Origin of the sequence: Nocardia sp. CA-107356, assembly GCF_050946365.1 — a bacterium.
Classification (GTDB): domain Bacteria; phylum Actinomycetota; class Actinomycetes; order Mycobacteriales; family Mycobacteriaceae; genus Nocardia.
This window is the reverse complement of sequence record NZ_CP191992.1, coordinates 1,618,131-1,631,124: the sequence shown is the minus strand read 5'-3', so window position 1 is coordinate 1,631,124 and position 12,994 is coordinate 1,618,131. Positions and strand designations below refer to the sequence as shown.

12 protein-coding genes and 1 pseudogene are annotated in these 12,994 nt (G+C 66.4%); 6 read left to right on the top strand and 7 right to left on the bottom strand.

What is annotated here, in order from left to right; all coding sequences use genetic code 11:
• Positions 1-25 precede the first annotated feature (25 nt).
• A complete protein-coding gene (locus ACQP1G_RS07540) occupies positions 26-658 on the bottom strand; it encodes an O-methyltransferase (protein ID WP_433199949.1) in 633 nt (210 codons plus the stop codon).
• 427 nt (positions 659-1,085) lie between these two features.
• Between ACQP1G_RS07540 and sigE the strand changes: the two genes are divergently transcribed.
• From sigE to ACQP1G_RS07510, 6 genes and pseudogenes are all read left to right on the top strand, one after another.
• Positions 1,086-1,700, top strand: coding sequence for an RNA polymerase sigma factor SigE (gene sigE, locus ACQP1G_RS07535; RefSeq protein WP_433208261.1), 615 nt, complete (start codon positions 1,086-1,088; stop codon positions 1,698-1,700).
• Positions 1,701-1,788: 88 nt separating this feature from the next.
• Positions 1,789-2,175: a hypothetical protein gene (locus ACQP1G_RS07530; protein WP_433199946.1), complete on the top strand. Its 387-nt coding sequence runs from the start codon at positions 1,789-1,791 to the stop codon at positions 2,173-2,175.
• A 10-nt stretch (positions 2,176-2,185) separates the two neighbouring features.
• The gene (locus tag ACQP1G_RS07525) at positions 2,186-3,787 is read left to right on the top strand and encodes a trypsin-like peptidase domain-containing protein (RefSeq protein ID WP_433199943.1); all 1,602 of its coding nucleotides are present in this window, start codon (positions 2,186-2,188) and stop codon (positions 3,785-3,787) included.
• A gap of 55 nt (positions 3,788-3,842) precedes the next feature.
• Positions 3,843-4,259: a Sec-independent protein translocase protein TatB gene (gene tatB, locus ACQP1G_RS07520; protein ID WP_433199941.1), complete on the top strand. Its 417-nt coding sequence runs from the start codon at positions 3,843-3,845 to the stop codon at positions 4,257-4,259.
• Between the two features lie 645 nt (positions 4,260-4,904).
• Positions 4,905-5,759 carry a hypothetical protein gene (locus ACQP1G_RS07515; protein WP_433199938.1) on the top strand — a complete coding sequence of 285 codons (855 nt, stop codon included), beginning with the start codon at positions 4,905-4,907 and terminating at the stop codon, positions 5,757-5,759.
• A gap of 200 nt (positions 5,760-5,959) precedes the next feature.
• Positions 5,960-6,366, top strand: a pseudogene (locus ACQP1G_RS07510) (XdhC family protein); the annotation flags it as partial.
• Between the two features lie 218 nt (positions 6,367-6,584).
• Here the strand turns inward: ACQP1G_RS07510 and ACQP1G_RS07505 are convergent.
• The 6 genes from ACQP1G_RS07505 to dapE all read right to left on the bottom strand — a co-directional run bounded on the left by ACQP1G_RS07505 (position 6,585) and on the right by dapE (position 12,993).
• A complete protein-coding gene (locus ACQP1G_RS07505) occupies positions 6,585-7,529 on the bottom strand; it encodes a glucosyl-3-phosphoglycerate synthase (RefSeq protein WP_433199935.1) in 945 nt (314 codons plus the stop codon).
• Entirely contained in the window at positions 7,526-8,410 is an 885-nt protein-coding gene (folP, locus tag ACQP1G_RS07500) for a dihydropteroate synthase (RefSeq protein WP_433199932.1), read from the bottom strand. Before folP ends, ACQP1G_RS07505 begins: the two co-directional genes overlap by 4 nt.
• 144 nt (positions 8,411-8,554) lie before the next feature.
• Positions 8,555-10,324, bottom strand: a complete 1,770-nt coding sequence (locus ACQP1G_RS07495) for a long-chain-acyl-CoA synthetase (protein ID WP_433199929.1) — start codon at positions 10,322-10,324, stop codon at positions 8,555-8,557.
• A 42-nt stretch (positions 10,325-10,366) separates the two neighbouring features.
• Entirely contained in the window at positions 10,367-10,936 is a 570-nt protein-coding gene (locus tag ACQP1G_RS07490) for a TIGR00730 family Rossman fold protein (protein ID WP_433199926.1), read from the bottom strand.
• Complete coding sequence (locus ACQP1G_RS07485) at positions 10,930-11,736, bottom strand: TIGR00730 family Rossman fold protein (protein WP_433199923.1); 807 nt, start codon at positions 11,734-11,736, stop codon at positions 10,930-10,932. The genes ACQP1G_RS07490 and ACQP1G_RS07485 overlap by 7 nt, the downstream gene beginning before the upstream one ends.
• Positions 11,737-11,880: 144 nt before the next feature.
• A complete protein-coding gene (gene dapE / locus ACQP1G_RS07480; RefSeq protein ID WP_433199920.1) occupies positions 11,881-12,993 on the bottom strand; it encodes a succinyl-diaminopimelate desuccinylase in 1,113 nt (370 codons plus the stop codon).
• Between the last annotated feature and the right edge of the window lies 1 nt (position 12,994).

Genomic DNA, 12,994 nt, shown 5'->3' with positions numbered 1-12,994 from the left:
GCGTTTATCGGTAGCCGGTCGGTAACTATCCGCGCGACGCGCAGAGCAGACCGTCGCCGACCGGGATCAGCACACTGGTGAGTTCGGGATCCTCGGCGATCGCCCGGGTGGCCGCGCGCACGGCCTGGGTCGCCGGATCGCGCTGGGCCGGATCCGGAACACGGCCACCGAGCAGGGCATTGTGCAGCAGGATCGCGCCGCCCGCGCGCAGCAGACGCACCGCCTGGGCGACGTATTGCGGATGCTCGAGCGGTGCCGCATCGATGAAGACCAGGTCATAGGCGCCGTCGGCGAGCCTGGGCAGCACATCGAGGGCACGGCCATTGATCAGCCGAGTGCGCGCTGGCGGAATCTCGGCCGTGCGGAACGCCTCCTTGGCCGCCCGCTGATGCTCGGGCTCGGAATCAATCGTGGTCAAGGTCCCGTCCTCGCGCATGCCATCCAGTAGCCACAGCCCGCTGATCCCCGCGCCCGTCCCCACCTCGACCACCGCTCGCGCACCCAGGAGCTGGGTATACATGCTCAGCAGGGCGCCGACCGAGGGTGGTACGGGTACCGCACCGAGTTCGATGGCCCGCTCGCGCGCGCCGATGAGGACCTCGTCTTCCACGACGGATTCCTCCACGTAGGAGAGATTTCGCTCCAGATTCGATGCCACGCCTATGAGGCTAGGGCACGAAGTCGCAAGTTTGGCTCATCAGTGAAGCGTTATCCCGTGCTCGAGCGATTAATTGATTGGCGGGGGGCGGGCACAGATTCTCAGGTGTCCCTCAGGATCTCCACACCCCCGGCATATCGAGGCAAGAAAGAGTATGGGCAAGCAAGACCAGCCGACCGCCCGGTGCGGGGACGCGGGAACAACCACATACCGTTCGTCGGTTGTATCCGTACATGACGATCCGAGATCCGGATCGCGATCAGGTCCGCAACCACGGTCCCGAGTAGGAGGTATCACCATCCACATGGACAGAGGGTCTTTTATGGCGCTCCCGGTGCCCTCCGTGGTTACACCAGCTACCGCCGCCGGGGCCACCCGCGTCGGGGCGGCGCGCGAGTTCTCCACCTTGCCAGCGCAAGCCCTGCCGATGGAGGCCGATATGAACGACGATGCCACCGATGTCGAGCTGACCGGCACCGCGGCCTTCGATGCGACCGGCGACCGTTCGGCGATGCCGTCCTGGGACGAACTGGTCCGCGAACACGCCGACCGGGTGTACCGGCTGGCCTACCGGCTGTCCGGCGACGCGCAAGACGCCGATGATCTGACTCAAGAGACCTTCATCCGGGTATTCCGCTCGCTGTCGAATTACCAGCCGGGCACCTTCGAGGGCTGGCTGCACCGCATCACCACGAACCTGTTCCTGGATATGGTGCGCCGTCGCAACCGGATCCGGATGGAGGCGCTGCCCGAGGATTACGACCGGGTGCCCGCCGACGGACCGAGCCCGGAACAGGCCTATCACGACGCGCGGCTGGATCCGGACCTGCAGTCCGCGCTGGATTCGCTGGCCCCGGAGTTCCGTGCCGCGGTCGTACTGTGTGATATCGAGGGTTTGTCCTACGAGGAGATCGGCGCGACTCTCGGTGTCAAGCTCGGCACCGTGCGCAGCCGCATCCACCGCGGCCGTCAGGCACTGCGCGACTACCTTGCGCATAATGGAAGTGAGCAGCGGTTCACCGCTGACGCGAACATAGGGTGAATCCGGCGGGAGCCGCGTTTCACCCAGCGGCCGGATATCCGTCCGGCCGTGCGCTATGGATGTTGTCGGTTGGAAGGGTGAGCACCGAATGAGTGGCGACGCCAGCACGTCAGGTCGTCCCCGTTTCCGTCCCACCGAACATCTGGCCAGCGAGGCGATCGCGGCCTATGTGGACGGCGAACTACGGATGAATGCCTATCTGCGTGCCGCCCAGCATCTTTCCGTGTGCCCGGAGTGCGCGGCGGAGGTCGAGGCGCAGCAGCAGGCGCGGATCGCGCTGCGCCGGGCCGGTCAGGTCTCGATTCCGACCGATCTGCACGACAGCCTCACCCGCATTCCACTCGCCGAACTCCCCGGCGGTGCGACGAGCGCGGCCTCGCAGCGGCCCAACGGAAGCCCCCGCAACGAGGCGGTTTTCGGATTTCTGACCGATTCGTTCACCGCGACCCGGTGGACAACGTGGTGGCGCAAGTAGAGTTTGCCGAGTGACCACCGAATCGACGAATTCCGGGCCGTCGGAATCGCGGCCCACCGCAGGCGACACCACCGATTCGGCGGCCAATAGGGGGAAACTGGGCGCACCCGCCCCGTCGGCTACGCCGACTTCCAGTCCCCTGCGGCCGTCGGACGCGCCCGTACTCGGACCGCGCCCGGTTTACCGGCCGCATGTGGACGGTCACACGGCGCGTGCGTTCCGCCGCCCCTCCGGTCAGACCGGTTCGTTCTCCGAACAGCCGAAGTCCGCGGCCGGTTCGCAGCTCCCGCAGGTCGGCCCGGAACTGCACAACAGCCCGCCCGACGCCGTACTGGCCGAGGCCTTCGGACGTCCGCAGGGCTCCGCCGAACTGTTGCAGCGTGATCCGGACGCCGCCGATCAGTCCGTTCCGGCCGCCGGTCCGACCGATCCGTGGCGCGATCCCGATGCCGCTGCGCGCCTCGGCGCGCCCGCCGTGCCGACACCGCGGCCCGCCCCGCTGCCGCAGGCACAGAAGCTCTCGGCCAGGGAGGTGCTGTTCGGCTCACGGGTGGCGCCGAAGGCACTGGTCCTGCTGGCCGTTGTCGCGCTGGCCATCGGCGTTCTCGGCGGCTTGGTCGGCAGGTTGACCGCCGAGGCGACGTCCCCGTTGACCTCGCGCAAGGTCACCCTGGCGCAGACCGGCGATATCGAACGCCCGCACGGCCTGATCGCCAAGGTCGCCAATGCGGTACTGCCCGCGGTGGTTTCGATTCGGGTCACGGTCGGCGATAACGGTGCGACCGGTTCCGGTGTCGTGATCGACGGCGCTGGTTACATCGCGACCAACAATCACGTGATTTCGATGGCGGCACAGGACAAGTCGAACCGGGCCGCCATTCAGGTGACCTTCTCCGACGGCAGCCGGGTACCCGCGCATATCGTCGGACGCGATCCGAAGACCGATCTCGCGGTATTGAGGGTCGATGTGAAGAATCTCACTGTCGCCAATCTGGGCAAGTCCAAGGACGTTCAGGTGGGTGATGACGTGCTGGCGATCGGTTCGCCGCTCGGCCTGAGCAAGACCGTCACCTCCGGCATCGTCAGCGCGCTGCACCGCCCGGTCGCGCTCTCCGGCGAGGGCAGCGATACCAAGGCCGTCATCGACGCGGTACAGACCGATGCCTCGATCAACCCGGGTAACTCCGGTGGCGCGCTGGTCGATATGGAGGGCCGGGTCATCGGCATCAATACCGCGATCCGTAGTGAAACCGGCGGTTCGGTCGGCCTCGGCTTCGCGATTCCGGTCGATATGGTCACCTCGATCGCGAACACGCTGATCCACGACGGACAGGTGCACCACCCCAAGATCGGTCTCAGCGCCCGCACCAAGCAGGTCGCCAACGACGTGATGAGCGGCGCCGCCGTCGCCGACGTGGAGCCCGGCGGCCCGGCGGCCAAGGCCGGGATCGTGGAGAACGACGTCATCGTAAAGATCGGCGACCGCGAGGTGACCGGACCGGATGAGCTGGTGGTCGCGGTACAGCAGCGCCGGATCGGCGATACGGTGAACGTACAGTTGATCCGCGATGGCAGGCAGGTGGACGTGCCGGTCACGCTGGAATCGGACTGAGCGCGCGCGGGAATCCGGCGGGGCTCGGGTAACTATCCCCAGGTAGCCTGGACCCGTGTTCAGCAACATCAGCTGGGGCGAGATGGTCATCCTCCTCGTCGCCGCCCTCGTGATCCTCGGCCCGGAGCGACTGCCCGGCGCGATTCGCTGGACCACGCAGAGCCTGCGCAAGGTCCGCGACTACGCCAGCGGTGCCACCCAGCAGTTGCAGCAGGAACTCGGCCCCGAGTTCGAGGATCTGCGTAAGCCACTGGCGGACCTGAACGAGCTGCGCCAGATGTCGCCGCGCCAGATGGTCACCAAACATCTTCTGAACGGCGACGATTCGGTTTTCCGTGATTTCGAGAAGGCGATCCCGGATAAGCAGGACCTGCTCGGCACCGGCAGCGGCATGCCGGACTACCCGATGCCCAAGCTCGAAAAGCCGTTGGACCGCAACGAACGTCCGCCGATCGACACCGACGCGACGTAGCTCTGTTGTTGGCAGCGCCTTCGGCGCTGCGGGTTCGCGGCCCCCTTGGTCTCGCGTCCGAGCCGTCGAGACTCGCGCCTTCGGCGCATCGCTTCGACGACTCGGACGCGAGACGGGCCGCGAACGGGTCACTCGTAAGACTCGCTCCGTTGTGGTCACCGATGTACGGGATCGTCCGGCGCTGGATGTACACCGGCCAGTGGTCGAGACTCGCGACTGCGGCGCATGCGCTTCGACGACTCGGACGCGAGACGGGCGCGAACGGGTCACTCGTAAGACTCGCTCCGTTGTGGTCACCGATGTACGGGATCGTCCGGCGCTGGATGTACACCGGCCAGTGGTCGAGACTCGCGACTGCGGCGCATGCGCTTCGACGACTCGGACGCGAGACGGGCGCGAACGGGTCACTCGTAAGACTCGCTCCGTTGTGGTCACCGATGTACGGGATCGTCCGGCGCTGGATGTACACCGGCCAGTGGTCGAGACTCGCGACTGCGGCGCATGCGCTTCGACGACTCGGACATGAGACGGCCGCGAACTTTTCGGTCGTAAAGACTCGCCCGCGGTAGTCACCAGAGCCTGAAATATTCTTGTGCGTAAAGAAGACTAGACGCATCACGGTGTCGAGCTGTCTAGACTTCGCACATGTCGGCCGATGACGTGGCGCGCGTTTTCGCGATCGAAGATAAGGTCGAGCGACTCAAGGCGGCCACAGATGGGGTGGCGGCGGCCCAACAGACCATCAACGAACTGACCCGTATCCGCAGAGCGGTGATCAGGGAACTACATGCCGAGGGCTGGACCTTCGCCAGAATCGGTGCGGCGGCGGGACTTTCCCGTGCGCGGATCCACCAGGTGAGTACCCAGGGTCCCGCTCCGGAAGGTCTGTTCTTCGGGCACGGGTCGCTCACGGTAATCGCTCCGGAGGTTCGTGGTGGCCGGGTGCTAGGCGCTCCGGACCCGAGCGCGGCGCAGCGACTGGTGGAGTTGCTGCGCGAACTCGGCTTCACCGCGACGGTGGAGCACTTCCTGCCGGGCCGCCCTGTCGATCTGAATCGCGACGGGCTGATCGTGCTCGGCGGGCCCGAACTCTCCCCCAGCGTGCGCCAACTCATCGCGGCGGATCCGCGGCTGCGGCGCGCGGTGGCCAGGGCCGGGGACGCGCGGCGCGGCATCGAGGATCGCGCGGCCCGACGGGTGTACCGGCCGGGCGGCCCCGAACCGCATGACATCGCCTATATCGCCCGCCTCCCGCGCCCCGACGGCCGCGGTACCGCCCTGATAATCGACGGTCTGCATCCGCCCGGCTCGCTCGGCGCAATCCGTTTGCTCGCAACCAGATTGGCCACGCTGCACGAACGTGCTGCCACACATCTGTTTTCGGTGCTGGTCGCGGTGCGCTACGACCGCGCCACCGGGGAACCGGTCGATGCCGATCTGCTCACCCCGGTGTACCGGCACGACGCTGAACCCAGATCGATTTCCGGCCTCAGACGCTGAGTCGTCCGACTCCGGACACCTTTTGGCAATCGAACTGAACATGGCGGCCGATGCGCGGCGTCGAGTCTCGCTGGGCCGCCATGCATTCGCTCGCATTCGAAGAACCCAGGTGGGCCACTGCAGCTCGCCATAGAACCGTGATGTGCCACACACTACGGAGGCCTTCCATCTCGGCTCGACAACGGCAATGCTGCTGCACCACCCCAGCCCGATTCCCCTCGGCCCACGAGGTGGTCGTCGACTGGCCGGTCCGGTATCTGACCGCCGAGCACGCCGCCGGCCGCATCGACGACCGCACGGTCGTTTGTGTGCTCACCCTCGACACCAAATTCGATGTGCCAATGCTGGTGGCAGCGTTGAAAATCGAGCAAATCGGTTTCGTCGGCGCCCTCGGCTCCCGCCGTACACACCACGATCGCGTCGAACGCCTCCGTGCGGCCGGTGTCACCGACGCTCAACTTGCCCGCCTGAAAAGTCCCTCGGCCTTGACCTCAACGCCCGCACCCCCGACGAAGCCGCCATCTCCATCGCCGCCCAGATCCTCGCCGAACGGGGCGGCGCGTCAGGCCTTCCACTGGCAACGACCAACGGCCCGATCCACCACTGACCGGGCCCGAAAGACCATCCACTGCTACGACCTGCGGGCGCCCGCCAATGCCGCCGGACCGACCGTCCGGCCAGATCCAGTACGGCGTACGCAGACTGCTCGCCGACCAGCTCGTATTCCCCACTCGCGGTTCGATGCGACCTGGAAGTAGCCGGGAACCGACGAAACCCCGGGCGCTTCGAGCGCCCGGGGTTCGTATCGAGTCGGGTTGGGTCGAATCAGGCCGCGGCCCAAGCCGGGCGCAATGTGTTCATCGGCGGCCGATCGACCAGCGAGACTTCCGTGCTGTGCGCGGTAAAGGCATTGCCGATCAGCGGGAACTGGGTCAGCGCCGCACCGGAATCCTGCACCCCGCTGCGACCGAGCACGGTGCCGAGGATCTGGCGGCTCATTACCCCGAGATCGGCGAGCGGGCGGTTGCGATGCGTGCGCACGCCCAGATTCACCTGACCGATCGCGGACAAGCCGAGGCGGTCGTAGGTGTCGAGGAGCAGACCGATCTCCACGCCGTAGCCGGGGGCAAACGGCACCGAGGTCAGCAGTTCACGGGTGCCCGCGTACTCGCCGCCGAGCGGCTGGAGCACCTGCGAGAGTTCCGGACGCAATGCGGCCAGCAGCGGACGGGCGACGAGTTCGGTAACCCGACCGCCGCCATGCGCGTCCACCGCACCCGCCTGCCGCAGCGGCCTGCGGTAGTAGGCCTTCGCCAGATGCATATCGTCGACCAGCAGCAGCGGGCCGAGCAGCTTGGGCACGAAAGCCGGATCCGGGTCGATGAGATCGGAGTCGACGAAGGCGATGAGGTCGCCGCTGGTCACGGCCAGCGACCGCCACAGCACCTCGCCCTTGCCCGGCATCGGCTCGAGTTCGGGCACGGCCTGTTCGCGACTGATCACTTCGGCGCCCGCGGCCAGCGCGCGTTCGGCGGTGGCATCCGTCGAACCGGAGTCGAGCACGATCAGCTCATCGACCAGAGTGCCGAGCAGCGGCCGAATGCTGGCCACCACATCGGCGACGGTGTTCTCTTCGTTCAATGCGGGCAGCACCACCGAAACGGTGCGTCCGCGCTTGGCGGCGACGAGTTCGTCGACCGTCCAATCGGGAGTGTCCCAGGTATTCGTCGTCGCCCAGAGGGGGCTCTGTGGGGGGTGGTGGAAATTCATACCAGACCTCGCAGGGTTCGTGCTGGGGGCCGGATGCCCTGTATCGCGGCGATCATGTCCACGACGCGCCGAGTCTGGGCAACCTCATGAACTCGGAAGACTCGGGCGCCGGCGGCCGCCGACCATGCTGTTGCTGCCAATGTGCCCTCCAACCGCTCGGATAGACCGACACCTAAAGTCTCCCCGATAAAATCCTTGTTGCTCAGCGCCATCAAGACTGGCCATCCGGTATTTACAAGAACGTCTATTCCGCGCAACAACTCGAGCCCGTGGTAAGTGTTTTTGCCGAAATCATGGGTCGGATCGATCAGAATCGAATCGCTGCGAACCCCGACTGCGACCGCATCTTCTGCGGCGCGCAGCACGGTTTGCGTTACTTCTGCCACCACATCGGCGTACCGCACCCGATGCGGTCGGGTGCGCGGGACCGCCCCGCCGGTGTGGCTGCATACGATGCCGACGCCGCGATCGGCGGCCACCCGGACCAGATCCGGATCGGCGCCCGCCCAGGTGTCGTTGATCAGATCCGCGCCGGCGGTCACCGCCGCCTCGGCCACCTCGGCACGCCAGGTATCGATGCTGATCAGTAGCTCCGGATACTTCTCCCGGATCGCCGCGACGAAGGGGACCACGCGGCGGGCCTCTTCCGCCGCGTCGACGAGAGTGCCGGGACCGGCCTTCACCCCGCCGATATCGACCAGGTCGGCGCCCTCGTCAACGGCCCGCGCGACCGCATCCATGGCGGCCGCGTCGGTGAATGTGGCGCCCTGGTCGTAGAAGGAGTCGGGGGTGCGGTTGACGATGGCCATCACCAACGCCCGATCTGTCGCCACCGGCTTGCCGCACAGGGTGGGAAGCGGCGCTGCGGTCGGGCTGAACATGGCTCCGACTGTACCCAGTCCGGTAATGCGTCCCGAGCGAACGGGTTGTGGACGATGGATTCTTGGGACGCGCAACAACTGGTTTCACCGGTACCTGGTGAATCGGTCCGGTGCGCCCAACGTTCGACCGCCGGGAGCCGATGCCTAACTCTTGGGCGCGCGCGCCGCGGCGACATCGGTGGCGTAGTCGTCGTAGGCGGGGATGTAGCCGTCGGCGCGACCGGCGAGCACATACAGCTGACTGTCGGCGTCGGATGCGTAGCCCTGTTTGCGCAGGTCGACCTTGCGGCTCTTGAAGGTGGAGGTCTGTTCGAGTGCGGCGACGACCCGGATGAACAGCGGCACCGCGTAGCCGGGCAACCGCGAGTAGGCCAGTTCCGCGAGCGCTCGGCCGTCGAATTCGGCGCCCGGGTACAGGGTCACCGCCGCCATACCCGCCTTACCGTCCGTGCCCGGGATATCCACGCCGAAGACGACCGCCTGGGAGATCGCATCGGATTCGGCCAGCGCACCCTCGACCTCGGTGGTGGCCACGTTCTCGCCCTTCCAGCGGAAAGTGTCGCCGAGCCGATCGACGAAGGCGATATGGTGCCAGCCCTGGTCGCGGACCAGATCACCGGTGTCGAACCAGATATCACCGTCGGTGAAGCCGTCGCGCACGAGCTTCGCCTCGGAGGCGGCCTTATCGGTGTAGCCGTCGGCGGGCGAACGGCTGGTCACCTTGGCCAGTAGCAGGCCGACCCCGCCGCCGGGTACCCGGCGCAACCGACCGTCCCTATCGCGCTTGGCCTTTCCGGTCGCGTCGTCGTATTCGACGATGGCATAGGGCAACGGCCCGAAACCCGCGGTGCGATCCACCCCGAAGGCATTGACGAAGGCGATATTCACCTCACTGGCGCCGTAGAATTCGACGATCCGGCCGATGCCGAAACGGGTCTTGAACTCATCCCACAGCTCCGGGCGCAGCCCGTTGCCGACGGCGAGTCGGACCCGATGCCGACGGTCTGTCGGCTTGACCGGCTGATTGAGCAGGTAGCGGCAGAGTTCGCCGATGTAGATGAACGCGGTCGCCTGCTCGCGAATGATCTCGTCCCAGAACCGGGAGGCGGAGAACTGCCTGCCGAGCGCGTAGGTGCTGCCTGCGGCGAGGACCGACGACAGCGCGACCGTCAGCGCATTGTTGTGGTAGAGCGGCAGGCAGCAGTACAGCGTGTCGTTGCCACGCAGGCGGATTCCGAGCCCGCCGAGTCCGGCCATACTCTTGGTCCAGCGCAGATGCGTCATCACGCTGGCCTTGGGCAGTCCGGTGGTACCGGAGGTGAAGATCAGGAAGGCGCGTTCCTTCGCCGTGATCCGCGCGCAGATCGGCGGGTCGGCCGGGTCGGCGTCCTGGGCCGCTAGGTGCAGATCCTGCGAAAAGAGCACATCGGCAAGCGGTTCGGCCAACGAATCCAATGCCGCCTGGCATTCCTCGCCGACCACGTTCAGCACACTGTCGAGCAGTCCGAAGCTGTGGGCGAGCACCTGGTCGCGCTGATGGTGGTTCAGTAGGCCAACCGTCGCACCGAGTTTCACGGTGGCCAGCACCACGAACAGGGTTTGCGGGCGGTTGGTCATCAGCACGCCGACCACGTCACCGCGCTGCACACCCCGGTCCGTGAGCACCCGCGCGTATCGGTTCACCTGCGCGTTGGCCACGCCGTAGCTGAAGGTCTCACCTTCGTACTTCAGAAACGGCCGGTCCGGATGCCGATGAGCGTTGCGCTGGAAGTACAGACCGACCGAGGCTGCGGTGTCCGGCCGCACCAGCATGCCGATCGCACCACGCACCATGGATGGCGCGTCGAAAGCCATGCGCGGCAACTGTTTTGCCACATCGAATAGGCTGACCGTAGCGCGGGCGTCAGTGCTCACTGCGTCGAATCTCCTTGTCGAGAGCGGTGCTGTGCTCCTGTGTCACCCAGGTTCTTGCGTCGCATCGGGTTTCAGCGCCGCGAAGGCCGCTGGCAGATCCTCGACCACGGTGATCCTCGCCATGGCCGACTGGGACATGAACTTGCGATCGTAGAGCTCGTCGAGCCAGGCGAACAGGCCTCGATAGAAGCCGTTCGCATCGAGTACGACCACCGGCTTATCGTGTTGGCCGAGGTAGCCGCCGGTCCAGGTTTCGAAGAATTCCTCGAGTGTGCCGATGCCGCCGGGCAGGGTGAGAAAGGCGTCGGCGCGATCCTCCATGACCTGTTTGCGCTGGCGCATGGTGTCGGTGACGATCAGCTCATCGGCGTCGACATCGGCGACTTCCTTGTGCACCAGATGTTTCGGGATCACCCCGATGGTGTGCGCACCGCCAGCGCGGGCGCCGGTCGCGACCGCGCCCATCATCGAGACGTGACCGCCGCCGGAGACCAATTGCCAGCCGCGCCTGGCGATCTCGGTGCCGACCCGGGCAGCGAGCGCGAGCAGGTCGGGTTCGGCGGTGCTGGCCGAGCAGTAGACGCACACCACGTACGCGCGTTCGCTCACCACTGGTCCTCCGTGCCGACGGCTTCGACGCCATTATTTGCCTCGGCGGCAGACAGGATGATCTGTACGACCTCCTCGACGCTATCGGTCACATGCAGCAAACCGAGGTCACCGGGCGAGATCTTGCCGGAGCCGCCGAGCGAATCACGCAGCCAGTCGACGAGTCCGGCCCAATACTTGCTGCCGAACAGGATGATCGGGAAACGGGTGATCTTGCGGGTCTGCACCAGGGTCAGCGCCTCGAACAGCTCGTCCAGGGTGCCGAAACCGCCTGGCAGACAGATGAATGCCTGCGAGTATTTGACGAACATGGTCTTGCGGGCAAAGAAGTAGCGGAAGTTGATGCCCAGATCGACCCACTCGTTGAGGCTCTGCTCGAAGGGCAGCTCGATGCCGAGTCCGATCGAATAGCCCCCCGCCTCGGACGCACCGCGGTTCGCGGCCTCCATTGCGCCCGGACCGCCGCCGGTGATCACCGCGAACCCGGCGTGTGCCAGCGCGCCGCCGATCGCCACAGCGGCCTGATACTCCGGATGACCCTCCGGAGTACGGGCCGAACCGAAGACCGTTACCGCGCGCGGTAGTTCGGCGAGCGCGCCGAAGCCCTCGACGAATTCGGCCTGGATGCGCAGCACCCGCCACGGATCGGTATGCACCCAATCGCTGGGGCCGTGCCTGTCCAGGAGATTCTGGTCGGCGGTGCCGCCCGGTTTGCGATCGCGGCGGAACATGATCGGTCCGCGGAATTTGGGTGTCGACTTCGGCGTGCTTGCGATCTCGTTATCGGCGGCTTCGGTGGACATGGCGCCCACGCTACCGGGCTCGCCCACCTCCCCGAATCTTTGCCGGTCGTCGGGTGCTGCCACGTCAGTGTCGTCGCGGCCCGGCGGTTCCGGTGCGCCGCGATCTTTGGACGTACCCGACGAGTTACCCATGTGCATACGAAATCAGCGGGACGGGTTGGCCGGATCAACGACTTGCTCGGTCAGATAGGTGCGCAGTACCTCGGCGACCGAGGTGATCTGGGCGACCGGGACGTGTTCGTCGCGCTTGTGGGCGAGGTTGGGGTCGCCCGGGCCAAAGTTCACCGCCGGGATGCCGCGGGCGGCGAAGCGCGCGACATCGGTCCAGCCGTACTTGGCGCGCACACTGTCGGCGCCGACCACGGTGATGAGGTCTTTGGCGGCGGGGGCGGACAGGCCCGGCAGCGCGCCCGCAACGGAGTCGGTGAGTTCGAAGCCGACCTCGAGTCCATCGAATACCGTGCGCACATGCTCCGTGGCCTGCTCGACGGTGCGGTCCGGCGCGAAGCGGAAGTTCACCTCGACCTGGGCCTCGTCCGGAATCACATTGCCCGCGACCCCTCCTCCGATTCGTACCGCGGACAGGCCCTCGCGATAGACACAACCGTCGATATCGACCTCGCGGGCTTTGTAGTCGGCGAGCCGCCGCAGCACCGGGGCCAGCCGGTGAATCGCATTGTCGCCCTTCCAGGATCGGGCCGAATGGGCCCGCACACCGTTGGTCGTGAGGCGCACGCGCAGCGTGCCCTGGCAGCCCGCCTCGATGACGCCGCCGGACGGTTCACCGAGGATGGCCAGATCACCGACGAGCCAATCCGGCAACTCGCGCTCGATGTGGTTGAGGCCGTTGTACTTCGCATCGATCTCTTCGCAGTCGTAGAAGATCAGCGTCAGATCGTGCACAGGTTCGGCGACGGTCGCGGCCAGATGCAGGAACACCGCGTCCCCGGATTTCATATCGACGGTGCCGCAGCCATAGAGCTGGCGCTCTCCCGCCTCGTCCACGAACGTGCTCGGGACGTTGTCGGCGATGGGCACGGTGTCCAGGTGACCCGCGAGGATGACCCGGGTCGCCCGCCCCCGATTGGTGCGGGCCAATACAACGTTGCCGTGCCGCAGCACCTCGAACCCCGTTGTCTGCTCGCGCAGCGCCCGCTCGACGATATCGGCGATCGCCACTTCGTCCCGCGAGACGCTCGGGATATCGACCAGGGCAGCGGTGAGGGCGATGGGGTCGGCGCGCAAGTCGATGGTCACG

Coding starts and splice junctions, on each gene's coding strand:
- sigE (WP_433208261.1), top strand. CDS start 1,086: ATGGAGGCCGATATGAACGACGATGCCACCGATGTCGAGCTGACCGGC.
- ACQP1G_RS07530 (WP_433199946.1), top strand. CDS start 1,789: ATGAGTGGCGACGCCAGCACGTCAGGTCGTCCCCGTTTCCGTCCCACC.
- ACQP1G_RS07515 (WP_433199938.1), top strand. CDS start 4,905: ATGTCGGCCGATGACGTGGCGCGCGTTTTCGCGATCGAAGATAAGGTC.
- ACQP1G_RS07505 (WP_433199935.1), bottom strand. CDS start 7,529: ATGAATTTCCACCACCCCCCACAGAGCCCCCTCTGGGCGACGACGAAT.
- folP (WP_433199932.1), bottom strand. CDS start 8,410: ATGTTCAGCCCGACCGCAGCGCCGCTTCCCACCCTGTGCGGCAAGCCG.
- ACQP1G_RS07485 (WP_433199923.1), bottom strand. CDS start 11,736: ATGTCCACCGAAGCCGCCGATAACGAGATCGCAAGCACGCCGAAGTCG.